The 25,553-nt window shown below is 72.7% G+C and carries 21 protein-coding genes; 11 read left to right on the top strand and 10 right to left on the bottom strand.

Going from position 1 to position 25,553, the window contains the following annotated elements:
• Nucleotides 1–631 (bottom strand): hypothetical protein (locus tag IEZ13_RS18220; protein ID WP_189285747.1); only part of this gene is annotated, 631 nt, incomplete at its 3' end.
• Nucleotides 632–687: 56 nt separating this feature from the next.
• On the opposite strand from IEZ13_RS18220, the gene IEZ13_RS18215 reads away from it, so the two are divergent.
• The 3 genes from IEZ13_RS18215 to IEZ13_RS18205 all read left to right on the top strand — a co-directional run bounded on the left by IEZ13_RS18215 (nt 688) and on the right by IEZ13_RS18205 (nt 3,055).
• On the top strand, nt 688–1,386 hold the full coding sequence (locus IEZ13_RS18215) for an SIMPL domain-containing protein (RefSeq protein WP_183218864.1): 699 nt from the start codon (nt 688–690) through the stop codon (nt 1,384–1,386).
• An 86-nt stretch (nt 1,387–1,472) separates the two neighbouring features.
• On the top strand, nt 1,473–1,829 hold the full coding sequence (locus IEZ13_RS18210; protein ID WP_183218863.1) for a YciI family protein: 357 nt from the start codon (nt 1,473–1,475) through the stop codon (nt 1,827–1,829).
• Nucleotides 1,826–3,055: an RNA polymerase sigma factor gene (locus tag IEZ13_RS18205; protein ID WP_183218862.1), complete on the top strand. Its 1,230-nt coding sequence runs from the start codon at nt 1,826–1,828 to the stop codon at nt 3,053–3,055. Before IEZ13_RS18210 ends, IEZ13_RS18205 begins: the two co-directional genes overlap by 4 nt.
• 1 nt (nt 3,056) lies before the next feature.
• On the opposite strand, the gene IEZ13_RS18200 is transcribed toward IEZ13_RS18205, so the two are convergent.
• Genes IEZ13_RS18200 through IEZ13_RS18185 form a run of 4 tightly spaced genes read right to left on the bottom strand, consistent with a single transcriptional unit; the run spans nt 3,057 to nt 6,862 of the window.
• On the bottom strand, nt 3,057–3,830 hold the full coding sequence (locus tag IEZ13_RS18200; RefSeq protein ID WP_183218861.1) for an ABC transporter ATP-binding protein: 774 nt from the start codon (nt 3,828–3,830) through the stop codon (nt 3,057–3,059).
• Nucleotides 3,827–4,864 (bottom strand): FecCD family ABC transporter permease, encoded by a 1,038-nt coding sequence (locus IEZ13_RS18195; RefSeq protein WP_183218860.1) that lies wholly within the window; start codon nt 4,862–4,864, stop codon nt 3,827–3,829. Before IEZ13_RS18195 ends, IEZ13_RS18200 begins: the two co-directional genes overlap by 4 nt.
• A 2-nt stretch (nt 4,865–4,866) precedes the next feature.
• On the bottom strand, nt 4,867–5,877 hold the full coding sequence (locus tag IEZ13_RS18190; protein ID WP_183218859.1) for a FecCD family ABC transporter permease: 1,011 nt from the start codon (nt 5,875–5,877) through the stop codon (nt 4,867–4,869).
• Complete coding sequence (locus IEZ13_RS18185; protein ID WP_183218858.1) at nt 5,858–6,862, bottom strand: ABC transporter substrate-binding protein; 1,005 nt, start codon at nt 6,860–6,862, stop codon at nt 5,858–5,860. The genes IEZ13_RS18190 and IEZ13_RS18185 overlap by 20 nt, the downstream gene beginning before the upstream one ends.
• A gap of 287 nt (nt 6,863–7,149) precedes the next feature.
• Between IEZ13_RS18185 and IEZ13_RS18180 the strand changes: the two genes are divergently transcribed.
• The 4 genes from IEZ13_RS18180 to IEZ13_RS18165 all read left to right on the top strand — a co-directional run bounded on the left by IEZ13_RS18180 (nt 7,150) and on the right by IEZ13_RS18165 (nt 11,665).
• Nucleotides 7,150–8,163 carry a glycoside hydrolase family 11 protein gene (locus tag IEZ13_RS18180; RefSeq protein ID WP_229794771.1) on the top strand — a complete coding sequence of 338 codons (1,014 nt, stop codon included), beginning with the start codon at nt 7,150–7,152 and terminating at the stop codon, nt 8,161–8,163.
• 118 nt (nt 8,164–8,281) lie between these two features.
• Nucleotides 8,282–9,109 (top strand): TylF/MycF/NovP-related O-methyltransferase, encoded by an 828-nt coding sequence (locus IEZ13_RS18175; RefSeq protein ID WP_183218907.1) that lies wholly within the window; start codon nt 8,282–8,284, stop codon nt 9,107–9,109.
• 80 nt (nt 9,110–9,189) lie between these two features.
• Nucleotides 9,190–10,803, top strand: a complete 1,614-nt coding sequence (locus IEZ13_RS18170) for a methyl-accepting chemotaxis protein (RefSeq protein WP_183218857.1) — start codon at nt 9,190–9,192, stop codon at nt 10,801–10,803.
• 22 nt (nt 10,804–10,825) lie between these two features.
• Complete coding sequence (locus IEZ13_RS18165) at nt 10,826–11,665, top strand: polysaccharide deacetylase family protein (RefSeq protein ID WP_229794770.1); 840 nt, start codon at nt 10,826–10,828, stop codon at nt 11,663–11,665.
• Here IEZ13_RS18165 and IEZ13_RS18160 read toward each other — a convergent pair.
• Complete coding sequence (locus IEZ13_RS18160; RefSeq protein WP_183218856.1) at nt 11,662–13,059, bottom strand: hypothetical protein; 1,398 nt, start codon at nt 13,057–13,059, stop codon at nt 11,662–11,664. The two genes, IEZ13_RS18165 and IEZ13_RS18160, sit on opposite strands and share 4 nt — an antisense overlap.
• Before the next feature lie 86 nt (nt 13,060–13,145).
• Between IEZ13_RS18160 and IEZ13_RS18155 the strand changes: the two genes are divergently transcribed.
• Nucleotides 13,146–14,249, top strand: coding sequence for a sensor histidine kinase (locus IEZ13_RS18155; protein WP_183218855.1), 1,104 nt, complete (start codon nt 13,146–13,148; stop codon nt 14,247–14,249).
• On the top strand, nt 14,246–14,905 hold the full coding sequence (locus IEZ13_RS18150) for a response regulator transcription factor (RefSeq protein ID WP_183218854.1): 660 nt from the start codon (nt 14,246–14,248) through the stop codon (nt 14,903–14,905). Before IEZ13_RS18155 ends, IEZ13_RS18150 begins: the two co-directional genes overlap by 4 nt.
• On the opposite strand, the gene IEZ13_RS18145 is transcribed toward IEZ13_RS18150, so the two are convergent.
• Entirely contained in the window at nt 14,868–15,224 is a 357-nt protein-coding gene (locus IEZ13_RS18145) for a hypothetical protein (protein ID WP_183218853.1), read from the bottom strand. The genes IEZ13_RS18150 and IEZ13_RS18145 overlap by 38 nt on opposite strands.
• Nucleotides 15,225–15,349: 125 nt before the next feature.
• On the opposite strand from IEZ13_RS18145, the gene IEZ13_RS18140 reads away from it, so the two are divergent.
• Nucleotides 15,350–18,274, top strand: coding sequence for a M36 family metallopeptidase (locus tag IEZ13_RS18140; RefSeq protein ID WP_183218852.1), 2,925 nt, complete (start codon nt 15,350–15,352; stop codon nt 18,272–18,274).
• Nucleotides 18,275–18,314: 40 nt separating this feature from the next.
• Here IEZ13_RS18140 and ppk2 read toward each other — a convergent pair whose 3' ends face one another.
• The 3 genes from ppk2 to IEZ13_RS18125 all read right to left on the bottom strand — a co-directional run bounded on the left by ppk2 (nt 18,315) and on the right by IEZ13_RS18125 (nt 24,578).
• Entirely contained in the window at nt 18,315–19,163 is an 849-nt protein-coding gene (ppk2, locus tag IEZ13_RS18135) for a polyphosphate kinase 2 (RefSeq protein ID WP_183218851.1), read from the bottom strand.
• Nucleotides 19,164–19,298: 135 nt separating this feature from the next.
• Nucleotides 19,299–21,983 carry a DUF6493 family protein gene (locus IEZ13_RS18130; RefSeq protein WP_183218850.1) on the bottom strand — a complete coding sequence of 895 codons (2,685 nt, stop codon included), beginning with the start codon at nt 21,981–21,983 and terminating at the stop codon, nt 19,299–19,301.
• Between the two features lie 9 nt (nt 21,984–21,992).
• Complete coding sequence (locus IEZ13_RS18125) at nt 21,993–24,578, bottom strand: DUF7825 domain-containing protein (protein ID WP_183218849.1); 2,586 nt, start codon at nt 24,576–24,578, stop codon at nt 21,993–21,995.
• A 64-nt stretch (nt 24,579–24,642) separates the two neighbouring features.
• On the opposite strand from IEZ13_RS18125, the gene IEZ13_RS18120 reads away from it, so the two are divergent.
• Nucleotides 24,643–25,515 (top strand): amidohydrolase family protein, encoded by an 873-nt coding sequence (locus IEZ13_RS18120; protein ID WP_183218848.1) that lies wholly within the window; start codon nt 24,643–24,645, stop codon nt 25,513–25,515.
• The last annotated feature ends 38 nt before the right edge of the window (nt 25,516–25,553 follow it).

Genomic DNA, 25,553 nt, shown 5'->3' with positions numbered 1-25,553 from the left:
TCGCCGCCTTCAAGAAGCTCGCCGCCAACCCCATCTTCAACGTCAAGCTGAGCTGACCGGACACACACCGAGCCGCCACCCCACCAGGGGTGGCGGCTCGTTCGGCTATTCGCAGGGCTCGAAGGCGTTCGTGATGTAGGTGATCCGGCCGCCGCCGTCCTTCCGGTCGCCGGCCCACATCATCGGCGGTTCCTTCGGCGTGGTGATCCAGTACTTCTGGAACACGTCGTCCCATCGGGTGGTCGCCGGGGATGGTGCGCAGCGCCTTCCGGACGGTCGTCGCGGTCGTCACATCGTGCGGCAGGTGGACGCCGTCCGGCAGCCGTCCCGCGCCGACGGTCCAGCCGACCAGGCGGTTGCCGGCCGGCGCCATGGTCACCGTGAGCGCTCCCCAGATGAGATGGCGGCGCGGCTCCGCATCGGGATCGAGCTCGCAACCGCCGCCCTGCACGATCCGGTCCGGCGCGCTCAGGGCCCGGCGCAGCACCCGCTCCGCGGCCCGGGCCGAACCGCCGACCGCCACGCCGCCGACCGCCACCGGCGTCAGCTCCAGCGTCCGACCGCCCCACAGCGCCACCACGCCGGGAGCGTTGAGCAGGGCCGCGACCAGGATCGAGCGCCTCGCCGTCATTTGCTCACCGTAGCGATGAGCGCTCACTTCGTACCAAAAATGGTTTTAATGAATAAATGGTGTTATCTCGTTTCGCGGCCTCGGTAGCCGCACTAACCACCCTCGTCGCGCTCACCGCCGGGCCGGCCGCCGCCGCACCGGCCCTGGACAGTGTCACGGTCACCGGGACCGGCGAAGTCTTCGGCGAGCCCGACGTCCTCGTCGCCGACTTCGCCGCCGAGGCCGGCGCGGCCACCGTCGCCGAGGCGATGGAGCGCGCCTCCGCGGCGGCCACCCGGATGCGGGACAAGCTGGTGAGCGCCGGCGTCGTCGCGGCCGACCTGCAGACCTCCCACGCCGACATCAGCGCGCAGCGTGACGACAAGGGGAAGATCACCGGCTACACGGTGACCCAGGGGCTCACCGCGAAGATCCGGGACCTGCCGAAAGCCGGGACGGTGCTGACCGAGACGGTCACGGCGGGCGGGGACGCGGCACGGCTCAACGCCGTGTCGTTCGCGATCGACGACGACGCGGCGCTGCTCGCCGAGGCGCGCCGGAAGGCGTTCGCCGACGCCAAGGGCAAGGCCGAGCTGTACGCCGGAGCGGCCGGCCGGAAGCTGGGGCGGGTCATCCGGGTGACCGACGCGATCCCCGCCGACGGGGGACCCGGCGTGCCGGACCGGGCGGCCTTCAAGGACACCGCGATGCCGATCGAGCCGGGCCGGCAGCAGGTGGCCGCGACCGTCACCGTGGAATGGGTCATGCTTCCCTGAGCCTCGCTGTCGATGTGCGGTGGTCGCGGTTCGTCGTAAGGTAGGCGACCCACTCCGGGTCGCGTACCGAGGAGGAGACGACCATCGTGGCGAAGTACATGCTTCTGATCTACGGCGACGCGGCGCAGTGGGAGGCGATGACTCCCGGGGAGCGCGCGGCACACGACGCGGCCCACCGGGCGTTCGCCGAGGCCGCCGGGTCGCGCATCGTCGGCGGCGGGGAACTGGAGACCGCGCCGAGCGCCACCACCGTCCGCGGCGGCGCGGACGGTGACCTGATCACCACCGACGGTCCGTTCCTGGACACCAAGGAGGCGGTCGGTGGCTTCTACCTCATCGAGGCCGGCGACCTGGACGAGGTGCTCGCGCTGACCGCCCTGCTGCCCGAGGTCGCGGCCGCGCACAGCGCCGTCGAGGTCCGGCCCATGGTGTTCCACGGGTGAGTGACGAGGTCGTCGCGGCGGTCGCTTCGGCGCACCGCCGCGACTGGGCCCGGGTCCTGGCCGCGACCGCACAGCTCACCCGGGACCTGGATCTCGCCGAGGAGTGCACCCAGGACGCGTACGCCCAGGCGTTGCGGGTCTGGGCGCACTCCGGGGTGCCGGACCGGCCGGGCGCGTGGCTGACCCAGGTCGCCCGCAACCGGGCCCGGGACGTGCTGCGCCGGGAGAGCCGCTTCCGCCGGGCGATGCCGCTGCTGGTCGCCGACGAGACGCTGCCGGGCCCGGAGGACGGGCTGGCCGCCGACGGCCGGCTGCGGCTGATCTTCACCTGCTGCCATCCGGCGCTCGGGCGTGAGGCCCAGGTCGCACTGACGTTGCGCCTGGTCTGCGGCCTGTCGACGGCCGACGTGGCGCGCGCGTTCGTGGTGCGGGAGGCCACCGTGGCGGCCCGGATCACGCGTGCCAAGAAGAAGATCGCGACGGCCCGGATCCCGTACCGGGTGCCCGGTCCCGACCAGCTCGGCGAACGGGTCGGCGCGGTCCTCCAGGTGGTGCACCTGATCTTCACGACCGGGCACACCGCGCCGGACGGGCCCGATCTGATCCGCTGCGACCTGACCCGGTGCGCCGTCGACCTGGCCCGGATGCTGCACCTGCTGATGCCGAACGACGCCGAGGTCACCGCCCTGCTGGCGCTGCTGTTGCTGAACGACGCCCGGGCGGCGAGCCGGGTCGGCCCGGACGGCCGGATGCGGCTGCTGGCGGACCAGGACCGCTCGCTCTGGGACGCCGCGCTGATCGCCGAGGGGGCCGCGCTGCTCACCGGGGCGCTGCGCGGCGGCCCGCCGACCCGGTACGCCGTGGAGGCGGCCATCGCGGCCGTCCACGCCGAGGCGCCGACCTGGGCGGACACCGACTGGACCGAGATCGTCCAGCTGTACGGCGTGCTGTCGCGGATATGGCCCGGTTCGCCGGTCGTGGCACTCAACCGGGCCGTGGCCGTCGGCATGCGGGACGGCCCGCAGGCCGGGCTGGACGCTCTGGAACCGTTGCTCGGCGAGCCCGCGCTGGCCGGCTACGGCTACCTCAGCGCGGCGCGGGCCGACCTCCTGCGCCGGCTGGGGCGCCTCCCGGAAGCGGCCGCCGCGTACCGGGAGGCGCTGCTGCTGACCGCGAACGAGGTGGAGCGGGCGTTCCTCACCGAGCGGCTCGACCAGGTCCGGTAGCTCAGGCGGGCACCACGATCGGGGTTCCGGCGACCGGGTCGGTGACGATGACGCAGGCCAGGCCGAACACCTTCGCGACCAGCTCGGCGGTGATCACCTCGGCCGGGGTGCCCTCGGCGACGATCCGGCCGTCGGCCATCGCGATGATGTGGTCGCAGAAGCGGCTGGCCAGGTTGAGGTCGTGCAGGACCGCGACGATCGTCTTCCCGGACTCCCGGTTCAGGGTGCCCAGCAGGCGCAGCAGCTCGACCTGATGGTTGATGTCCAGGAACGTGGTCGGCTCGTCGAGCAGCAGCAGATCGGTGTCCTGGGCGAGCGCCATCGCCACCCAGACCCGCTGCCGCTGCCCGCCGGAGAGCTGGTGCAGGGGCCGGTTCGCCAGGTCGGCCGTGCCGGTCGCGTCGAGGGCGCGGGCCACCGCGTCGTGGTCGTCGCCGGTCCACCGGCGGAACCAGCCCTGATGCGGGTAGCGGCCGCGGGACACCAGGTCGGCGACGGTGACGCCGTCCGGCGCGACCGGCGACTGCGGCAGCAGCCCGAGCACCTTGGCGACCTCGACCGTGCTCATCCCGGACATCGGCGTGCCGTCCAGGTGGACCGCGCCGGCCCGGGGTTTGAGCAGCCGGGCCAGGCCGCGCAGCAGGGTGGACTTGCCGCAGGCGTTGGCGCCGACGATGGCGGTCACCCTGCCGTCCAGGATGTCGACGTCGAGGCCGCTCACCACGGCCCGGTCGTCGTAGCCGAGGGTGAGGCCCTGTGCGCGCAGCCGTGTCATCCGCCGGCTCCTCTCCGGTTCGTCGTGGCGAGCAGCCACAGCAGGTAGGGTGCGCCGACCGCGCCGGTGACCACGCCGGTCGGCAGCGGCGACGGCATCAGGTGCACGGCGACCAGGTCGGCGGTGAGCAGCAGCGCCGCGCCGGTCAGGGCGGCCGCCGCGATGCCGCCGGTGGCCGGGCCGAGCAGCCGGTTCGCGACCGGGCCGGCGACCAGCGCCACGAAGACGATCGGGCCGGCCACCGCGACGGCGAGCGCGACCAGCAGGACGGCGGTGCCGAGCAGGGCGGCACGGCTCAGCTCGGTACGCGTACCGAGCGCCCGGGCCGTGTCGTCGCCGAGTTCGAGCGCCCTGAGGTGCCGCTGCAACAGCACCGCGACCGGCAGCAGGACCGGCAGGGCGTACAGAAGGATCCGCAGTTCGCTCTCACTGGCCTGACCGACCGAGCCGGTGAGCCAGTGCATGGCCTGCCGCGCCTCGGTCAGTCTCGCGCGGCTCAGCACGTACCCGATCAGGCCGTCGAAGAACGCGGCGACCCCGATGCCGATCAGGATGAAGCGGTAGCCGCTGACCCCGTCCCGCCAGGCGAGCACGTACATGAGCAGGGCCGCGAGCAGGGCGCCGCCGAGGGCGTACGCGCACACGGCCAGCCCCGCGGCCTGGAGGAAGACGATGCCGCCGACCGCCGCGAGGCTCGCGCCGGAGGTGACGCCGACGAAGTCGGGGGAGGCCAGCGGGTTGCGCAGCAGCTGCTGGAAGACGGTGCCGGAGGCGCCGAGGGCGAGCCCGACGGCGAGCCCGGCGCCGGCGGTCGGCAGCCGCAGGCCGCGGACCACGAAGTCGATGCCGGGATTCGGCTCCAGATGCAGGACCGAGACGATCACCTGCCCGGCGGTGAGCCGGAAGCTGCCGACCATCATGGTCAGGACGAACAGGGCGGCCACCAGCAGGGCCAGGACCGTGGTGACGGTGATCGACCGGACGGATCGCCGGCGGCGGGTCACCCGCAGCGTGTCGAGTGTGGCGACGGACATGGTCAGGCCTCCGTGAGCCGGGCGTAGCGGACGATGCCCACGAAGACCGGCGCGCACAGCACCGCGAGGACCACCCCGACCTGGAGCTCGCCGGGCGCGCCGGCCACCCGGCCGATCACGTCGGCGAGCAGCAGGACGACCGGGGCGAGCAGCATCGAGTAGGGCAGGATCCACCGGTAGTCCGGTCCGCACAGGAACCGGGCCAGGTGCGGCACCACCAGGCCGATGAAGACGATCGGCCCGCATGCCGCGGTGGCCGCGCCGGCCAGCAGCGCCACCAGGGCGAACGCGGCGGCCCGGGTGAGCCGGACCCGCTGGCCCAGGCCGCGGGCCACGTCCTCGCCGAGCGCCAGCCCGTTGAGCGCGCGCCCGCATCCCAGCGACAGCACCAGTCCGGTCAGCAGGAACGGGGCGACACCGGTGAGGACCGGCGCGTACCGGCCGGCCAGCGATCCGACCTGCCAGAACCGCAGCTCGTTGAGCGCGTCGATGTCGGTCATCACGATGGCCGAGGTGACCGAGATCAGCCCGGCGGTGACGGCCGCGCCGGACAGCGCCAGCTTGACCGGGGTGGCGCCCTCGCGGCCCATCGACGCGATCGAGTAGACCAGCACGGTGGCGGCCGCCGCCCCGGCGAACGCGAACCACACGGAGACGCCGATCCCGCGGATGCCGAGCACCGTGACGGCGAAGACGACGCTCGCGGCCGCGCCCGCGTTGATGCCCATGATCCCGGCGTCGGCGAGCGGGTTGCGGGTCACTCCCTGGAGGATGGCGCCGGCTACGCCGAGCGCGGCCCCGGCGAGGATCCCGAGCAGCGTACGAGGCACCCGCAGTTCGATCGTGACGGTGCTGTCGATCGTCTGGTCGCCGCCGAGGTTCCCCAGCGCCCGCAGGACCTCCGGCAGGTCGATCGACCGGGAGCCCTGGGTGACGCTGAGGAACGCGACGACGGCCAGGATGGCGCAGAGCGCGACGAGCCCGAGGGCGCGCCTAGGAGCCGATGTTCTCATCAGCGCCGTTGATCGCGGTGGTCAGCTTCTCCAGCTCGGTCGCGAAGTCGCCGTAGGTGTGCAGCCAGTACGCCGGCCAGGAGACGACCGCACCGGCCTTGGCCGCCTTCACCTCGAACCAGGTCGGCTGCTTCTTACCGAACTCGGCGTTCAGCGTGTCCTTGTAGGCGCGCCCGTCCCAGAGGATCAGGTCGGGCTGGTACTTGTCGGCGTTCTCCCAGCTCAGCGTCTCCCAGTAGGGGAAGTCCGCGTCCGGTGTCGCGGGGTTCATCACCATGAGGCCCCAGCGCTGGAAGTCGAGCAGCTCGGGGGCGTACTTCGGGTTGGCGACGTACACCTTCTCGTCGGTCGGCGACATCCCGGCCGCGGTCAGGTTCGGCTTCGCGGCGGTGGCCGCCTTGAACGCGGTGACGGCCTTCTCGTACCGCTGCTTGTTCTCGGCGATCTTCGGGTCGTCGACCTTGGCGCCGAGGCTCTTCGCCAGCGCCTCGTAGCCCTCGGCGAGGTCGGCGATCGACTCACCCTGGGTGACACCCACGATCGGCGCGAGCTCGGTGAGCTTCTTGCTCTTCTCGTCGACGCCCTCCTCCAGGCCGGAGTACGCCTTCTCGACCGGCCACCAGTCGCCGACGATCAGATCCGGGGCGAGCGAGGCCGCCTTCTCCACGTCGATCTTGCCCCACTCCTCGCCGAGGACGGTGATCCCGGTCAGGTCGAGGTTCTTGAGGTTCGCGTCGGTCTTGACCGGCTCGTCGGCGTAGATGCCGACCGGTTTGATCCCGAACGACATCAGGGCGGCCGCCTCACCGGCGTGCGCGATGATCCGGGTGGGGGTCTTCTCGGCCGTCACGGTCTCGCCGTTGCCGCTCTTGAAGGACCAGGGTCCGGCCGCCGCGGGGGTCTCGGGCTCATCGGTGCCGCCGCCGCAACCGGCGAGCAGCACGCCGACTGTCGCGACGGCCAGGATCGAACGCCAGGTGTGCATCGGGGGGCCGTCCATTCATGCTCGGATCATTGGTTAGGGAAGGCTAACCATAGTTCAAAGGATTTGCATAGCCGGGCTCCGAAAGTTTCGGTGACATGCGCCGTGCGTGCACTCGGTCACCAGCGCTGGATGCTCGTGAATGCCTGTTGGGGTCGATCTCGGTATTTCCGAAAGTTCTCCGAAAGTTGTTGACACGATAAGAGGTAATGACGAAGCTCGATTTCGTAACATTCCCGTCCCCGTGGGGCTGCTTCCCCGACAGCCCCTCAAGAGGAGGAAAGGCCCACATGTCCGTAGAAACTCCCCGTCGGCGCGGGCGCGTCCGCCTGCTCACCGCCGCTCTCTGCACCGCCGCGATGGCGATCGCCGGGGTCTCCGTGGCCGGCGCCGCGCACGCCGAGGCCGACCGGACGGTCAGCTCGAACACCACCGGAACCCACAACGGCTACTACTTCTCGTTCTGGAAGGACAGCGGCAACGCGAGCATGACGCTGCGCGCCGACGGTCGGTACTCCAGCAGCTGGGACCGCAGCACCAACAACTGGGTCGGCGGCAAGGGCTGGGCCACCGGCACCCGCCGGACGATCACCTACTCGGGCACCTACAACCCGGGTAACAACAACACCTACCTGGCCCTGTACGGATGGACGCGCAGCCCGCTCATCGAGTACTACATCGTCGAGAACTTCGGCAGCTACAACCCGAGCAGCGGCGCCACCCGGATGGGCACCGTCACCACCGACGGCGGCACCTACGACATCCTGCGCAGCCAGCGGGTCAACGCCCCGTCGATCGACGGCACCCAGACGTTCTACCAGTTCTGGAGCGTCCGGCAGTCGAAGCGCAGCTCCGGCACCATCACGATCGCCAACCACTTCGACGCGTGGGCCCGGGCCGGCCTGAACCTCGGCACCAACCACAGCTACCAGATCATGGCGACCGAGGGTTACCAGAGCCAGGGCAGCTCGGACATCACGGTCCGTGAAGGTGGCGGCACGAACCCGACCAACCCGACCACGCCGCCGCCGGGCGGCGGCGGCAACTGCACCGCCACGCTGTCGGCCGGCCAGCAGTACGGTGACCGGTTCAACCTCAACGTCGCGGTGAGCAACGCCAGTAACTGGACCGTCACGCTCAACCTCAACGGCGGCCAGAGCCTGCAGAACAGCTGGAACGCCGCGGTCAGCAGCAGCGGCAGCACCGTCACGGCCCGCCCGAACGGCAGCGGCAACAACTTCGGCGTGACCATCATGGCCAACGGCAACTGGACCTGGCCCACCGTCACCTGTACCACGAGCTGATCCCAGGATCGGGACGCGGCGGCCACCCGGCCGCCGCGTCACCGTCGGGTTCGGACGATCCACGACCGTGTCGGACTGTTCCAATCCTGTGATCTTCGTTACGGTACCGTCTGTGACGATGCGTAAGGGCGTCAATCGAGTGCTGCGGAATCTCACCGGATACGAGCTGCGCAAGCCGAAGCCGCCGGTGAAGAAGGCCGCCCCGAAGCCCAAACCCGCCCCCGAGCCCGCCGCCGCCAAGCCCGCGGCGCCTCCCGAGATCAAGTTCCCGGTCGACTACGACGAGGCCGCCCGGGCCACCATCCGCACGGTCAAGCCGTGGACCATGACCTCGCCGGGGAAACTGCACGCGCTGATCTCGTCGGTGCGGTACGTGGCCCGGCATCAGATCCCCGGCGACGTCGTCGAGTGCGGCGTCTGGCGTGGCGGCAGCATGCTGGCCATCGCCAAGACCCTCGCCGAGGCCGGTGACACCGACCGCCACCTGCACCTCTACGACACGTTCGAGGGCATGAGCGAGCCAGGCGAGCACGACAAGCGGCACGACGGCCGCAGTGCCGCCGAGATGCTGGAGACCAGCGACAAGAGCTCCGGCGTGTGGGCCTACGCCTCCCTCGAGGACGTGCGGGCCACGATGCGCGAGTCGGGCTACCCGGCCGACCGGATCCACTACTACAAGGGCAAGGTCGAGGACACCATCCCCGGCGACGCCCCCGAGCGGATCAGCATCCTGCGCCTCGACACCGACTGGTACGAGTCGACCCGCCACGAACTCGAACACCTCTGGCCGCGGCTGGTGCCCGGCGGCGTCCTGCTGCTCGACGACTACGGCTGGTGGGACGGCGCGAAACGGGCCGTCGACGAGTGGCTCGAGGAGGTGAACCCGCGACTGCTGCTGCTGCGCATGGACGAGGGCCGGGTCGGTATTAAGCAGACGCTCAGCTAGTTCCCCTCAATCCCTGCCCCGGCGCGCCCGATGAGAAGGGCACAGCCGGGGGTGCCGGCGCCGGGCGGGGGAGTGTGCACATGCGTATCGCGGATATCAGTGTCGGCAAGCGTCTGGGCGCCTCCTACCTGCTGCTCACCGCGCTGATCGTCACGTCGGCGGGCGCCGGCTGGTGGGGCCTGCGCCAGCAGGCCGACGCCGAGGGGGAACTCGCCGTCCTGGAGCAGGTGCGCGACGACATCCAGGCCGCCAAGTACGCCGCCTCGGACGTCACCGGATGGCAGGGCCTCGCGATCGCCGACGCGGGGGCCTACGGGGCCGAGTACGCCCTGGGCCCCGACGGCTACAACCGGGAGGGCGAGCTGAAGTCGAAGGACGCCCTCTACGCCGGTCTCGCCGCCACGAACACGGCCGGCATGACCGAGGCCGAACGGGCTCAGTTCGACCAGCTCAAGCCGGCCTGGGACGACTTCTTCGTCTGGGACGAGACCATCATGAAGTGGCTGTCCGAGGACACCAAGGCCTCCCGTGCCAAGGTGATGGACAGCGTCAACGGCGGTGCGGCGTCGGAGGCGTACGGCAAGGTGCTGGACATCACCGCGGAGCTGGACGAGTCGGTCAACGCCCGCGCCGAGGAGGTGCGCGCCGATGTCGAGCAGATCCGGAAGACCGCGACGACGGTGCTGGGCGGCGCGCTCGCCATCGCCGTGGTCCTCGCGGTGATGATGGGCTTCCTGGTCACCCGCTCGGTGGTCGGCCCGCTCAACGTCGTGGTCGCGGGGCTGAGGCGCCTCGCCGGCCGGGACCTCACGGTACGTGTGGACCTGAACCGCCGGGACGAACTCGGCCGACTCGGCGAGGCCCTGGACCAGACCGCCGACGCGCTGCGCGAAACGGTGTCGGCGATCGCCGGGCACGCCGGAACCGTCTCGTCGGCGTCCCACGAGCTGTCCGCGGTGTCGGCGCAGATCGCCGAGACCAGCGCCGACATGGACACGCAGGCGGCCGCGGTGGCGTCGGCGGCCGGCAGCGTCTCCGGCAACGCGAACACCCTCCAGGCCGGAAGCTCGGAGATGGCCCAGGCGATCGACGACATCGCGCGCAGCGCCGGTGAGGCGGCCCGGGTGGCCGGTGAGGCGGTCACCGTGGTCGAGCAGACCAACAAGACGGTCGGCAAGCTGGGCGACTCCTCGGCCGAGATCAGCAACGTGGTCAACATGATCACCTCGATCGCCGAGCAGACGAACCTGCTGGCGCTCAACGCCACCATCGAGGCCGCCCGGGCCGGCGAGCTCGGCAAGGGCTTCGCCGTGGTGGCCGGCGAGGTCAAGGAGCTGTCCCAGGAGACCGCCCGGGCCACCGAGGACATCGCCCGGCTGGTCAAGACGATCCAGCAGGACACGTCGAACGCGGTCGGCGCGATCAGCGAGATCGGCGGCGTGGTGGCCCGGATCTGCGACTTCCAGACCCTGATCGCCGCGGCCGTGGAGGAGCAGACCGCCACCACCAGCGAGATGGGCCGCAACGTCGCGGAGGTGGCCGACAGCAGCGAGGCCATCGCCACCAACATCGCCGGGGTGGCGACCGCGGTCGGCTCGACCAGCACGGTGGCCAACCGGGCCCGGTCGAACGCCGAGGGCCTGGAGCGCACCAGCAACGAGCTCCAGGAACTGGTGGCCACCTTCACCCTGTGAGGCATGTGAAACCCTGTCCTGCATGCAGATGCATGGCCGGTTCCTCGCCGCCGCCCTGGCCCTGACGCTGACGGCCTGCGGCGCCGGGGAACCGGGTCCGGCTCCGGCCGTCACCGCCGCCGGTAGCCCTCCGCCGATCCTCGAAGCCGCGCCCGCCGTCGAAGCCACGACGGCGGGCGCGAACGCTCCCGGATCACTGCCGCCGGTGGTCCGGCACGGGCCCCGCGACGTGCAGAAGGTCGCGCTCACCTTCGACGCCGACATGACCGACGCCATGAAGGCCCGGCTGCGCAACGGCGCCGTCTCGTCCTACGCCAACCTGCGCCTGCTGGCCCTCCTGGAGACGCGGCGGATCCCGGCCACCTTCTTCGTCACCGGGCAGTGGGCCGAGCAGTACCCCGACGTCACCCGCCGGATCGCCGGGAACCCGCGCTTCGAGATCGCCAACCACAGCTACGAACACGCGGCCTTCACCGGCGACTGCTACAACCTGCCGCGACTCGCCCCCGGCGAGATGACCGGCGACGTCGACAAGACCTTCACGACCCTTCATCCGTACGGCGGACGCCAGACCCGCTACTTCCGGTTCCCCGGGCTCTGCCACGACCGGGCGGCCCTGCGGGCGCTGGCCCCGCTCGGGGTGACCGTGGTCGACGGTGACGTGGTCAGCGGCGACCCGTTCGCCCGTGGCGCGGCCCCGGTCATCGACGCCGTGCTGTCCCAGGTGAAGCCGGGATCGATCGTCATCATGCACATCACCGAGGCGAACGCCCGTTTCACCGACGACGCCCTGCCCGCCGTCCTGGCCGGCCTGCGGCGGCGCGGCCTGGAGCCGGTCACCCTCTCCGAGCTGCTCTCCTAGACCGCCCGCGACACCGGCCGGTGCGCCCAGGCCCGCCGGCCGGCCGCGACCGCGATCAGCCCGGCCCAACCGGCGAGCACCGCGAGCCCGGCCCACCAGGGCAGCGGGAAGTACCCGGCCGACGGCGCGTAGTGGGCCAGCACCTGCGGATACTCCACCCCGGTCTGCTTCACGGCGAACCCGGCGGCCGGGGTGACCCGCAGCAGCCATTGCGCGAGCGGATCGGGCAGCAGCGGCACGGCGGTGACCGTGTACGGCACGACCACCAGCAGCAGCGCGAGCGCCCAGCCGTACCGGAGGAGGGACCCGAGCCCGTAGGCGAGCACCGCGCACAGGCCGAGGGCCACGCCGAGCCCGGCGACCACCCGGACACCAGCCGGCTCACCGGTCACCGCGAGGACGGTCCCGACCGACAGCAGTCCGGTGACCAGCGCCGCCGCGCCGACCGTGGCGGCCCGCCGCGGCTCGAAGGGCGCCGCCCGGCCGTAGCGGGCGGCCACCACCAGGATGATGATCAGGGCGACGACCAGCCCGGTGAGGGCCGCGCCGGCGCCCGGGTCCGGGTCCTCGGCGAGCGGCCCGATGTCGCCGGTGCCGCTGATCGTGACCACCCCGTCCGCCCGCACGGCCCCGGCCGGGTTGTGGTGCTTCTCCCAGTCGGTCACGTTCATCTCGCCGACCGGCTCGCTCGTCCAGGCATCGCCGGCGCCCTCCACGGTGACGCCGTCGAACACGCCCACCGCCTGCGTGAAGCGGCCCTGCCCGATCCGCCCGCCGAGCGCGACCTCTTTGAGGGTGAGCCCGTGCGGGGAGGTTGCGAACAGCCCGACCTGGACGGTGTCCGGCAGCCCGTCGAGCTCGGCCGACCCGACGTCGTGCCACCGCACCCCGTCGGCCGACTCGGCGCCGGTGACGGTGTCGCCGGACCGGGTCAGCCGCAGCCAGCGCGGGTTCCCGGCGGACACGCCGCCGGGCCGCCCGGCCACGTCGTGGCGGTAGCCGTGCTGGAACCGGACCCCGTGCTCGCCGGTCATCATGAGCGCCGCGTACCGGGAGCCCGGCCGGAGCCCGTCCTTGACGATGATCCCGGTCTTCGCCCACGGGACCAGGCCGGGGACGATCTCGTCATGGTCCGGCGGGGGATAGGTGATGGTGCCGGTCATCGACGTCAGCCGAACCGTGATGCTGCCCTGCGGCCCGAGATCGCGGTGCAGGAACCAGAACCGGTCGCTGACCACGTCGCCGTCGCCGGTCACCGGGACCGGCGGGCACGGGCCGGGATCGCAGGAGGTGTCGATGGCGGAGGTGGACAGGACGCCGAGCGCCACGACGGACACGGCCGCGGCCGCGAGGGCCACGATCCGGCCCGGGCGGAGGAAGTCTGCGCTGAACATGCCCGGATTTCTAGGCGCCGGCCGGTAACACGGCCCGAACGCGGGCTGTCACGCCGCTGTTAGGTCCGGCCCGGCATGCTGTGACGATGTTCCGCTTGCGTCTGGCCACGGTGGGGACCCGGTTCACGGTCCTCTACGCGGCTGTCTTCCTCGGGTCCGGGGTGCTGCTGCTGGCGGTCGCCCTGGCGTTCTCCGGCGGCAGCAGCACCACGGTGGCGCCCGTCCAGCAGCAGAGCGGCCCGGCCGCGGCCCAACAGCGGATCACGGCCCTGGAGGACCAGCTCGGCGCCGTCCAGAGCGAGCAGGCCCGGCGGCTGGTGTTCGGGTTCGCCGTGGCGCTGTTCGTGATGGCCGTCCTCTCGCTGCTGCTGGGGCGGCTGATGGCCGGCACCGTGTTGTCGCCGGTGCGGTCGATCACCGCGGTCACCCGGCGCATCTCCGCCGACAACCTGCACGAGCGGCTCGCCGTGCACGGCCCCGACGACGAGGTGAAGCAGCTCGCCGACACCATCGACGGGCTGCTGGAACGCCTGGAGGCGTCGTTCACGGCGCAGCGCCGGTTCGTCGCCAACGCCTCGCACGAGCTGCGCACCCCGCTCGCCACGATGCGCGCCACCCTGGACGTGGCGGTCGCCAAACCCGATCCGGCCGCCGCGACGCTCGTGCTCGCCGGGAAGCTGCGCACCCAGCTCGACCGGGTCGACCACCTGCTCGACGGGTTCCTGACGCTGGCCCGCGCCCAGCACGGCGGCACCGGCGAGGCGGTGCCCAACGACCTGAGTGAGCTGACCGCCGAGGCACTGCGGGACCGGGCCGCCGAGGTGTCCGCCCGGCGGCTCGCGGTGACCGTCGAGCTGCCGGCCGGGAGCGTGATGCGCGGCAACCCGGCGCTGCTGGCCCGGCTCGTGGCGAACCTCGTCGACAACGCGGTCACCCACAACATGGACGACGGGTGGGTCCGGATCGCCGGCGGTGAGTCCGAACTGATCGTGGAGAGCGGCGGCCCGGTCTTCGCACAGGATCAGGTGGACCGGCTCACCGGTGCGTTCGAGCGGCTCGGCGCGGAGCGGGTCGGCTCGTCCGGGCTGGGGCTGTCCATCGTGGCCGCGGTCGTGGCGGCCCACCAGGGCACGCTGGAGCTGACCGCCCGCCCGGACGGCGGCCTGCGGGTGGCGGTGCGGCTGCCGTGAGGATCCTGGTGGTGGAGGACGACCACGCCCTGGCCGACGTGGTGGTGGAGGGGCTGACCGACGCCGGGATGGCGGTCGACGCCGCCCACGACGGGCTGAGCGCCGCGGAAAAACTCGAGCTCACCTCGTACGATGTGGTGGTTCTTGATCGTGATCTGCCCGGCCTGCACGGCGACACCCTGTGCCAGATGATCACCGACCGCCCGGACGACCGGCCGATGGTGCTGATGCTCACCGCGGCGGGCGAGCCCGGCGACCGGGTCAGCGGGCTCACCCTGGGCGCCGACGACTACCTGGCCAAACCGTTCCACTTCCCGGAGCTGATCCTGCGGATCCGGGCGCTGGCCCGCCGCCGACCGGACGCCCGGCCGCGCACCCTGCGGGCCGCCGGGATCGAGCTGGATCCGGTCCGCCGCACCGTGGTCCGCGACGGCCGGCAACTGCCGCTGTCGGTGAAGGAGTTCGCCGTGCTGGAGGCGCTGCTGCGGGCCAGCCCCGGATTCCTGAGCGCGGAGACCCTGCTGGACAGCGTGTGGGACGAGCACGCCGACCCGTTCACCAACACGGTCACCGTGACGGTCGGCCGGCTGCGGCGCAAACTCGGTGACCCGCCGGTCATCACGACCACGCCGGGGGTGGGTTACCGGATCGTCTGACCTTTCGGCGCCGGCGCACCCACAGCAGGATCACGGCGGCCGGCACCGCCCCGGCGACCGGCAGCAGGGCGGTGGCGATCAGGCCGTACCGGAGCCGGTCGGTGTCCGGTGGCCCCGGATCGCCGAGCGGGTTGCCGGTCACCGGCGGCACGTCGGCGGTCAGGGCCGCGTAGGCGTCCACCACACCGTGCCCGCGCCCGTAGTCGACGTCGGCGACACCCGTGTCGGGCGGCGCCCCGGTCGCCAGCACCCCGGTACGCAGGTCCGCGGGGAGGTCGGCCACGTCGATGGCACAGCGGATGTCAACTTGACGCCGCAAGCTTCATCGACAAAGCTCACCATTGAGAAACCTCAATTTTGTGGACGTTCGGCCCATGCCGCCAAGCCGCGCATCTGATGTCGGATGCGAAGTGACCGGTAACGACCGTCCATAAAGGAGGTTCCGTGCGCACACCATCCCGTGCGTTGGCGGGCACCACCACAGCCCTGGCCGCCGCGGTGCTCGTGCTCTCGCCAGGATCCGGCGGAAGCGCTGCACCGGGCGCCGCCATCCCCAGCCGGGCCGAGACCCCGGAGATCCACGCCGACCACGATCACGGCGAGCTCATCGACAACCGCAAGGGCCGCGTCGCGCCCAGCGCCGAACAGCGGACCCTGGCCGCCGAAGCCGACGCCTCCGCCCGGTGGACCGTCTTCGGCACCCCGGCCAGCCTCACCGCCACCACCGCCGAGCCGCTCGCCGCGGGCCTGCCCGCCGAGCCCGTCGCCGCGGCGCGCGCCTACGTGACCGGCAACCTCGACGTCCTCGGCATCACCACCGCGGCCGCCGAGTCCCTCGAACTGCTCACCACCCGCAAGCTCGGCGAGGGCGACGTCGTGCTGCTGCGCCAGCGGTTCGGCGACCTCGACGCCGGCCGCGACGGCCTGATCTCGATCGGCCTCCGCGACGGCAAGGTCTGGCACGTCAGCTCCTCACTGGCCCGCGACGCCGCCGCCCCGCAGCCGGCCACCCTGACCGCCGCCGAGGCCGAGCGCGTCGCCGCCGCCGACGCGGGCATCACCGCTCCCACCCTGCTGGGCACCAAGCTCGTCGCGGTACCCACCGCCGACCGGGGCGCCCGCGCCGCCTACCAGGTCGCCCTCGGAGCGGCGCTGTCCAGCGCCGACCCGGTCGCCTACACCACGTGGGTGGACGCCCGCGACGGCGGCATCCTGGTCCGCGAGGACATCGTCGACCACGACGCCGACAACCCCGAGTGGGAGGTCTTCCCCAACTCGCCGCGCACCGACTACTCCTCACGGGACACCCGCCGGCGCTGGTGCTGGGCGCCGCAGCGGGGCTGTGACGAGGCCGTCGCGACCCCGGCGTCCCCGCAGGCGTGGGACGTCGACCCGGCCACCGGCACGCCCACCTTCACGACCAAGGGCAACAACTCGTTCGCCGTGCACAACTGGCTCTCCAGCGACCCGTTCACGGTCGGCACCGAACTGGCCACGCCCAGCCCGGCGCGCGAGTACACGTACCCGTGGACCAACCAGTGGCACGACACCAAGTGCGCGCCCACGGTCTTCGACTCGGCCGCCCGCAACGACATCGACGCGGCCCGCGCCAACCTGTTCGTGCAGCACAACCGGATGCACGACTGGTCGTACCACCTCGGCTTCACCGAGGAGACCTGGAACATGGAGGGCGACGGCGGCGACCCCGAGCAGGGCAACGCGCAGGCCGGTGGCATCAGTGGCGGCCCGCCGGACTTCCTGGCCCGCAACAACGCCAACCAGATCACCCCGCCCGACGGGGAGGCGCCGATCACCAACATGTACCTGTGGCAGCCCATCGCCGGTTCCTTCTACTCGCCGTGCGTCGACGGCGACTACGACATGTCGGTCATCGGCCACGAGTACACGCACGCCATCACCAACCGCATGATCGCCGGCCCGGACGCCGGTCTCAGCTCCCCGCAGGGCATGAGCGAGAGCTGGTCCGACCAACTGGCCGTGGAGTACCTGGCCGAGCACGGCTACGCCCCCAAGGGCGCCCGCGGCTTCACCGTCGGCGAGTACGTGACCGGTGACCCGGTCGCCGGCATCCGCAACTACAACATGAGCAGCGGCGCCAACCGGCTCAACTACAGCTCGGTCGACTACGACTTCGTCGGGTTGCAGGTGCACGCCTCCGGTGAGGTGTGGACCGCCACCAACTACGACATCCGGTCCGCGTTCATCAAGCGGTACGGCTACGGCAGCTCCGCCCTCCAGAAAGCCTGCGCCAACGGGAAGAAGGCGGTCACCTCCTGCCCGGGCAACCGGCGCTGGATCCAGCTCGTCGTCGACTCGTTCCTGCTGATGGCCAACAGCGCCAACAGCCAGGTCGACGCCCGGGACGCGCTGCTCGCCGCCGACCGGATCCGCTTCGGCGGCGCCAACCAGGACATCCTGTGGAACGCGTTCGCCAAGCGCGGCCTCGGCGAGGGCGCGGCCAGCAACGGCGCGGGCGACGTCGACCCGAAGCCGAGCTTCACCTCCCCGCACGCCAAGGAGGCGACGGTCACCTTCCGGCCGGTCGACGAGCACGGTAAGCCGGTCGCCGGCGCCAAGCTGTTCGTCGGTGACTACCAGGCCCGGGCCGTCGCGGTCGCCGACACCGACCCGGCCACCGCCCTGCCCGACACGGTGAACCTGGTGCCCGGCACCTACGCGTTCGTCGCGCAGGCGCCCGGCCACGGCCACGCCCGCGTCTCCCCGGAGTCGCTGCGCTCCGGCGAGAAGGAGAGGCTGACCGTGAAGCTGCCGCGCAACGTCGCCTCGGCGGCCAACGGCGCGACCGCCACCGGCGACGGCGTCAACCTGGCCCGGCTCCTCGACGACGACGAGGCCACCAACTGGGCCTCGCTCGGCAGCGCGGTGGCCGGCAAGGGGGTCAGCGTGGACCTCGCGGGCGACGCCCAGAAGGTCCGGCGGGTCCAGGTCAGCGCCATGCTGCGCCCGGCCGTCACCGGCGACGTCGACGCCGGCACGCAGGCCCGGGTGTCGGCGCTGCGCCAGTTCCGGGTGCTCGCCTGCACCGCGTCCGCGACGGTCACCTGCTCGGCCCCGGCCGACTTCACCACCGTCTACACCAGTCGGCGGGACGCGTTCCCGGCCGTGGCGCCGCGACCCCGGGCGCCGCAGCTGATCGTCCGGTCCTTCGACATCCCGGATGTCACGGCCACGCACCTGCGCATCGAGGCCGTGACCAACCAGTGCACCGGCGCCCCGGACTACGCCGGTGAGCAGGACAACGACCCGCGCGCCAACACGGACTGCGCCACGGCCAGCCCGCAGGCGCTCAACGTGCGCATCGCCGAGTTCCAGGCGTTCACGCGCTGACAGCGATCGGTGGGCGGGCCCACGAGCCCGCCCACCCCGGTCAGCGCACGTCGCCGAACGGCGTGGGGATGAAACGCAGCGGCAGGTCGGCAGCGAGATAGCCGTTCTCGGCCCGCCGTTTCGGCAGTTTGATGTCGCGTGGCTTGAGCGGCTCGTACGGCACCTGGCTCAGCAGATGCGTGATGATGTTGAGCCGGGCCCGCTTCTTGTCGTCGGTGTACGCGATGAACCAGGGCGCCCAGGAGGTGTCGGTGGCGGCCAGCATCGCGTCACGGGCCCGCGAGTACTCGTTCCAGCGGCTGTACGACTTCAAATCCATGTCGGACAGCTTCCAGATCTTCCGCGGATCGTGGATGCGGCTCTCCAGCCGGCGGGTCTGCTCGTCCGGGCTGACCTCCAACCAGTACTTGAGCAGCAGGATCCCGGAGTCGACCATGGCCTTCTCCCAGGTCGGCACGATCTCCAGGAACCGCTCGGACTCCTCCGGCGTGCAGAAGCCCATCACCCGCTCGACGCCGGCCCGGTTGTACCACGACCGGTCGAAGATCACGACCTCGCCGCCGGCCGGGAGCCGGGCGATGTAGCGTTGCGCGTACATCTGGCTCTTCTCCCGCTCGGTGGGAGTGGGCAGGGCGACCACCCGGAACACCCGCGGGCTGACCCGCTCGGTGATGCGCTTGATGGTGCCGCCCTTGCCGGCCGTGTCCCGGCCCTCGAACACCACACAGATCTTGGTGCCGGACGCCTTCACCCACTCCTGCATGGCGACCAGCTCACCGTGCAACCGCCGCATCTCCCGCTCGTACTCGACCCGCTTCATCCGTTCCACCGGAGCGGCCTGGCCCGTCTCCTTGGGGTGATGTTTGTTCTTCTTTTCCTTCTTGCTCATGGTGACGTCTCCCGGATGCCGGCCTCGCATGGTGTAATCGGCAGCCTGTCGCGATCGCGGCCCCGGCGCGTCATCCGCCCCGGATGAGCCGATGAGAATCGGCCCGTCCGGCACCCATGAACCCGGTAACATGCGTCAGCCCGTCAGGACCGTGCGCAACCGGCGCGCCTCCTTGAGCAGCCGGCTCCCGCCCGCCCGGCCCGCCACCTCGGCCAGCCCCGGGATGTCGTCGTGGGCGCCCACCTCGCCCGCGACCTGCGTGGCCAGCTCCAGCAGGTCCGGCAGGCCGCGCGGCCCGGCCGGCAGCAGCCCCGGCAGGGCCGCGGTCAGCAGCTCCCACAGGGCGCGGGACCCGCCGCCGCGATGGACGTCGGTCAGGGCCGCGACCACCCGGGTCAATTTCACCATGCCGTCGGCGCACAGGTCCGCGAGTTCGGCGCCGACCCCGGCTCCGATCGGCTCGCCACCGGCCGCCAGGATCAGGAACGCATCGACGGCGGCGAGCCGGTCCGGCTCGTGGCGGGCGCCCAGACCATACGCCAGGGCCAGCGTCAGGGCCGGCCCCACCGGCCCGGAGCACTCGGCCAGCGCCGGCAGCATCGGCCCGTCACCCTTGCCGTCCATGTCGGCGTGCGCCGCGATCACCGGCAGCACCCAGGCGGCGACCACCTCCCGGTGCTGCGGCAGCACCGCCGCGGTGATGTCGATGGGCGCCGAGAAGTCCCAGGGATAGTACGACGGCACGTTGCTGCGGGTCAGGTTGACGAGCAGGCCGCCCAGCAGGTGCTCGACCGGCCGCGACTCGTCGAGCTGGGCGACCACCCGCCGCTTGAGCGGGGGTGTCCCGCCGTACGCATACCGCCCGTCCTTACCGGTCTGCGGCCACCGGGTGCTGACCGGATCGGGCAGCCCACCCTCCTTGAGCCAGACCGCGAACCGGCGGCCCGCCGCCGACGTCAGCCCCGTGGCCGCGGCCGCCACCTCTGGGTCGACCTCCCGCGGCACCCGCAGCAGCGCCTGCTCGAAGTCGAGCGGCCACGGCTCCCACCCGGCCGCCTCCGCCCGGACCAGCCGCTCCAGCAGAACCGCCGCGTCGAGGACCCCGGTCACCCGGGTGGGCGTGGCCATCAGCTCCGCGGCCGGCTCGGCGGACACCCGCTCGGCCAGCTCACGGATGCGCAGCTCGAGGACGCTGGCGGGCCCGCCCCGCAGCGACTGCCGGGGGCCGGAACCGAACACCCAGGCGTTGCGCACGTTGTCCGACGACGCGGAGCTCCTGTCCCGGCCGAGGATCACCCGCATCACGTCGCCGAGGAGGGCGTTGCGCAGCAGCTCGCCGTGCCAGCCGTGGTCGGTCAGCTCGTAGTGGTGCCGGTCGAGGAGGGGCAGCAGGGACTCCGCGACCGGCACCCCGGCCGCGGGCAGCGCCACCAGCGCGGCCAGCACCCGCTCCCACGCGACGGCGCCGCCCTCGTGCAGCAGGGCGACGATCTCGGTGGCCAGCTCGGCGCCGCTCGCGATGGGCGGCGGCATCGCGGCGGCCGGCGCGGGCGGGGCGAGCTCCGCGACGCCGGGCCCGGCGGTCTCCGGAGCGGCCACCCCGAACAGCCCGGCGGCCCGCGCCGGCAGGTCGCCGCCGAGGGCGCCGGCGGCGTCGGCGAGCCGGGCAACGGCGCCGGCGTCGAGCCGGGCCACCTGACGGGCGATGAGGTTGAGCGCCCGCTCCTGCACGTCGAGCGTGGGATGCCCGAACGCCACGGCGACCGTCTCCATCAGCTCACCGGCCCGCTCGGGGGAGCGGCGGGACACCGCCTCCAGCCAGGAGAGCTGCGTCTTGACCAGGCCTTTCTCGCCCCGGAGCAGGGTCGCGGCGCTCGCCTCGATCAGGGTTTCCAGCTCCAGGCGGCCGGCGTCGTCGACCGCGCGCAGCGCCCGCTGGGCGAGCCCGGCGATCGCGGACGGCGCCCCGGCCAGCAGCCGGGCGTAGTCGTGGGTGAACCCGGCCTGCTCGTCGACGGTCGGCGCGAGAGCGTCGTGCAGCATCGCGAACGGCCGCAGCAGGGCCGGGCGGTCGCCGCGGACCAGGCGGTCGACGGTGGCGGCGAGGACGGTCGCACGGTCCAGGCGCCCGTCGGCCACCAGCATGGCGAGCGCGACGGAGAAGCGCGGCGTGGTGCTCCACTGCCCGTCGTCCCAGTGGCCGCCGGTCAGCGCGCTGCCGAGGCCGTCGATCTCGAACACGGCGGGCAGCAGGTGGTCGAGGAACGGGCTGTCGCGGAACGCGTCGGCCAGCCCCCGTAGCCGGCCGGTGCTCTGGTGCACGTGGTCGAGCCAGCCGCGGACGAACCCCTCGGTGCGCGGGGCCAGCTCCGGCGTCGCGGCGAGCATCGGGGAGACGAACTCCCAGTCCCGGGTCCAGACCTCCTTGGCCGGCAGCTTCTCGGCGAGCCGCACCCCGAGGTCGGCCAGCCACGGGATGTCGCGGGCCTCCACGATGCTCCGGAACTTGTCGGCCGGGATGCGGCCCCAGCCGTCGCGCATGTCGCGCCGGGCGAGCAGGGTGGCGGCCCGCGCGGCGGACGGCATGCTGCCGATTACGGCCAGCGCGTAACCGGCGGCCGGATCGCTGCCCTGCTGCCCCCACCAAGCCTCGCCGCGGGTCTTCCTGATGCCCGCCTCGAGCTCGGCGGCGAACGCGGACCGCTCCGGCTCGCTCAGCGCGATGACTCGGCGGGTGATCGTCACGTGATCCGCCCGCCTCGCCAGCGTGTCGAGAGCCTCCCAGGTGAGGCGGTCGGTGGGGGTGATGTCCTGAGGCATGCGGGAACCTTAGATCTCGGGTACGACAGTTTTGGGGGCGGAGGCGAGCGTCCGCGCGAGCCGGGTCGCCTCGGTGACGAGCCGGGTCCGGCCGCCGCGTGCGGCCACCGCCGTCACCTCGGGGATCTCGCCGCCCGCGTGGACGGCCGCCGCGACGGACTCGGCCGTCAGCAGCAGATCGGGGGCGCCCGCCCCGGGCGTGTCCGCGGCGAGCACGGCCGGCACCAGCTCGCGGAGGGCGGCCCAGGCGCCGGGCGCCGCACCGGCCCGAGCGGCCTCGGCGAGACCGTCGGCGACCCGCTTCAGGACGATGAGCTCGGCCCGGTGCAGGGCGGCCAGCTCCCGCCCGACCAGCGTCCCGTCGAGGACGCCCCGGGCGGCCAGGTCGAGGAACGCGTCCACGGCGGACACCCGGCTCTCGGGGCGGGCGGCGGTCAGACCGTACGCCAGGCAGAGCGCCATGGCCGGCCCGAACGGCCCGTCGCAGGCCGCCAGGGCGGGCAGGATGCCGACGTGGCCGAAGGCGCCCCGGCTCTCGGCCGACTCGATGATCCGTGGCTGCACATGGGCCGCGGCCAGCTCCCGGTGACTCGGGAAGACGAGCGGCCACGGGTCCAGCGAATAGCCGCCGTTGTAGGTGTACGCCCGGGCCGCCGCCTCCTTGCGTGGCTGGCCGAGCAGACCCGCCGGGACGGTCAGCGTGTGCTCGATCGGCGGGAACGCCACGGTCCGCCGGGCCGGCCGGCGGGAACACTCGCAGTAGTGGCCGTCGATGTGCGGGCAGCTCAGCGTGCCGACGGCGACCGTGACCACCTGCGGGTCGGGCAGCCCACCACCGGCCAGGAACCCGGCGAGGGCGCGCCCGGCGTCCGAGGTGAGCCGGTCGGCCGCCGCACGCACCTCCGGGCCGATCTCGCGCGGCAACCGCAGCAGCGCCTGGGACAGGTCCCACGCCCCCGGCTCCCAGCCCTCCCCGAGCAGCCGCACCACCCGGGCCGGGTCGACGTGGCCGTCCACCGTGGCCGGGGTCGCGAGCAGCGCGGGCGGTGGGCTGCCGGCGCACACCTGCCGGGTCAGCTCGATCAGCCGCTCGAACAGCATCCACATCGGCGCCGGGGCCCGCTTCATCTCCCTCGACGGGCTCCATGTGAACCACTGGCCGGTGACGACGGCCCGCAACAGGTTGAGCAGCGGGCTGCCGGAGTTCGGCACCAGCGGCGCCAGCGCGCCGGCGAGGGTCGGGCGGTCGCTCACCGTGAACCGCACGAGAGCGTCCAGGACCAGCTCCACCCGGACCGGGTCCGGCGCCACCTCGCGCAGCAGGTGACGCACCTCGGCGGCCAGCTCCGGAACGGACCGGATCGGTGGCGGCACCGGCGCGGCCGCGGCCACCGGTGGCAGCGCGACCGGAGCGGGATCGGCCGGGCCGCCGGCGCCGAGCAGCTCCTCGGCCTGACGGCGCAGGTCGCCCTGGAAAACGGCGACCGCGGCGGCCAGCGACTCACGCCCGGCGGCCCCGAAGACCGGCAGGTGCGTGGCGGCCGCCCGCAGCACCTGCTCGGCCAGGTCGACGGCCGGGTTGCCGAGCCCGGTGAGCAGCGCCTCGAACAGCAGCGGATCGGCCTTGCGGGCCAGCGCCGCGCCGAGCCAGTCGAGCTGGGCGCGGACCAGCTTCTTCTCCTTGCGCAGCAGGACCGTGAACGCCGCCTCGGCCACCGTGTCGATCTCGACGAGCCCGGCGTCGTCGGCCCGGCGCAGGCCCTGCAGCGCCAGGTCGGCCACCGTGGACTCCGGGCCGGCCAGCATGGCCAGGCACTCCGCCCGGCGGGCCGCGAACTCTTCGGCGGTCGGGTCGAGCAGCCGGTGCAGCACCACCACCCGGCGGATCGCGCCCGGCCGGTCACCGGCGACCAGCCGCTGGACGCAACCGTCCAGCAAGGACTGCCGGTCGATGACGCCGTCGGCGGCGAGCCGGGCCAGCGCCTTCGTCCACTCCTCGTCCATCTCCTGGCCGAGCCGGGCGATGCCGAAGATGTGCGGGAGCATCTCGGTGGTGTGCGGGTCGGCGCGCAGCAGGCCGGCCAGATCCTTGCGGTAACGCTCGGCGCCGACCTGGCCCATCCAGCCGCGGACCACCGCCTCGGTGCCCGGTGGGGACAGCTCGGCCTCGGCGAGCAGCCGGCTGATCATGCCCCACTGGAGGTCGGCCTGGGGCGTGCGCAGCTTGTCGGCCAGCGCCTGGGCGATCGCGGCCACCGACGGGCGGCCGGGCGCGCGCAGCACCCGCACCAGCGCGTCGAGCGCGGCCGGGGAGGGCGCCGCATCGAACCGGCCGGACCGCAGGAACGACACGATGTCGGCGGCCCGGGGCAGGCAGCCGGCGCCGGCGATCCGCAACGCCGCCTGCCGCGCGGCCCGCCAGGCGATCCGCTGCTTCCAGGGGGTGCCGGCCTCCTCCACCCAGTGCAGCTCGATGCCCTTGACCGGGGCGGCCAGAGCCCGCCGGGCCGGCTCGTCGACACTCAGAAGAGCGGTCGCGACCTGGTCGAACTCACCGGCCCGGATCAACCGCTCCAACTGCCCGAAACTCACCATGCCGGAGAACCTAGCGGCACCCTCCGACAAAAACCGTCCCGCGATCAATAGGGTGGAGCCGGTGATGCGGAGCGACTGCCACCAGCACCTGTGGCCCCCGGCGTTCATCGACGCGCTGCGCCGGCGCGACACCTTCCCCTACCTGCGCGAGTGGACGCTGTACCTGGCGGGCGAGGATCCGTACGAGGTCGATCCGGCCGCCCACGACGTCGGCCTGCGCCGGGCCCGGGAGATCGCCGAGGGTACCGGCCGGGTCCTGGTCTCACTGTCCAGCCCGCTCGGCATCGAACACGGCCCCGGCCACGACCTGATCGACGTCTGGCACGAGAGCGCCCTCGAACTGCCCGATCCGTTCCACGTGTGGGCCGCCGCCGCGGTCACCGAGCCCGACCCGTCCGCGCTGGCCCGTCTGCTGCGGGTGGACCGTGTCGCCGGGCTGCAACTGCCGGCCACCGCGCTGGGCGGCCCGGCCGCCATCGCACACGTGTCGCCGCTGCTCACCGAGCTGGAACGGGCCGGAAAGCCGCTTCTCGTCCACCCCGGTCCGGCGCCCGCCGGCGAGTCCGGCATGCCCGGCTGGTGGCCGGCCCTGGTGCCCTACGTCGCCCAGATGCACCGGTCCTGGATGGCCTGGCATCTCGCCGGCCGGGAGCGTCATCCCAGCCTGCGGATCGGGTTCGTCGCGCTGGCCGGGCTCGCCCCGCTGCACCACGAACGTCTCACCGCCCGCGGCGGCGCCTTCGCCGTCGATCCGTTCGTCTTCTACGAGACGTCCTCCTACCAGGCCGACGCGATCACGGCCCTGAGCCGGGTGGTCGGGGAGGGCGCCATCGTGCACGGCTCCGACCGCCCCTACGCGCAACCCCTCGACCAGGCCGTCTTCCCGCCTGCTCTGTTCACCACGAACGCCCGGCGATTCCTCACCGGACAACCCTGATCTCGTACGGCCGCGCGACTTCCGGGGCCGAGGTCCGC

This window comes from Actinoplanes campanulatus, from assembly GCF_014647795.1.
GTDB classification, from domain to species: Bacteria; Actinomycetota; Actinomycetes; order Mycobacteriales; family Micromonosporaceae; genus Actinoplanes; species Actinoplanes campanulatus.
The sequence above is the reverse complement of the archived record's forward strand: the minus strand, read 5'-3'. Positions and strand labels throughout refer to the sequence as shown.

Bases quoted from the DNA above. Each gene is read 5' to 3' on its own strand.
- IEZ13_RS18215 (WP_183218864.1), top strand. From the start codon at position 688: ATGGTGTTATCTCGTTTCGCGGCCTCGGTAGCCGCACTAACCACCCTC.
- IEZ13_RS18200 (WP_183218861.1), bottom strand. From the start codon at position 3,830: ATGACACGGCTGCGCGCACAGGGCCTCACCCTCGGCTACGACGACCGG.
- IEZ13_RS18195 (WP_183218860.1), bottom strand. From the start codon at position 4,864: ATGTCCGTCGCCACACTCGACACGCTGCGGGTGACCCGCCGCCGGCGA.
- IEZ13_RS18190 (WP_183218859.1), bottom strand. From the start codon at position 5,877: ATGAGAACATCGGCTCCTAGGCGCGCCCTCGGGCTCGTCGCGCTCTGC.
- IEZ13_RS18185 (WP_183218858.1), bottom strand. From the start codon at position 6,862: ATGCACACCTGGCGTTCGATCCTGGCCGTCGCGACAGTCGGCGTGCTG.
- IEZ13_RS18180 (WP_229794771.1), top strand. From the start codon at position 7,150: ATGTCCGTAGAAACTCCCCGTCGGCGCGGGCGCGTCCGCCTGCTCACC.
- IEZ13_RS18175 (WP_183218907.1), top strand. From the start codon at position 8,282: ATGCGTAAGGGCGTCAATCGAGTGCTGCGGAATCTCACCGGATACGAG.
- IEZ13_RS18170 (WP_183218857.1), top strand. From the start codon at position 9,190: ATGCGTATCGCGGATATCAGTGTCGGCAAGCGTCTGGGCGCCTCCTAC.
- IEZ13_RS18165 (WP_229794770.1), top strand. From the start codon at position 10,826: ATGCAGATGCATGGCCGGTTCCTCGCCGCCGCCCTGGCCCTGACGCTG.
- IEZ13_RS18160 (WP_183218856.1), bottom strand. From the start codon at position 13,059: ATGTTCAGCGCAGACTTCCTCCGCCCGGGCCGGATCGTGGCCCTCGCG.
- IEZ13_RS18155 (WP_183218855.1), top strand. From the start codon at position 13,146: ATGTTCCGCTTGCGTCTGGCCACGGTGGGGACCCGGTTCACGGTCCTC.
- ppk2 (WP_183218851.1), bottom strand. From the start codon at position 19,163: ATGAGCAAGAAGGAAAAGAAGAACAAACATCACCCCAAGGAGACGGGC.
- IEZ13_RS18130 (WP_183218850.1), bottom strand. From the start codon at position 21,983: ATGCCTCAGGACATCACCCCCACCGACCGCCTCACCTGGGAGGCTCTC.
- IEZ13_RS18125 (WP_183218849.1), bottom strand. From the start codon at position 24,578: ATGGTGAGTTTCGGGCAGTTGGAGCGGTTGATCCGGGCCGGTGAGTTC.
- IEZ13_RS18120 (WP_183218848.1), top strand. From the start codon at position 24,643: ATGCGGAGCGACTGCCACCAGCACCTGTGGCCCCCGGCGTTCATCGAC.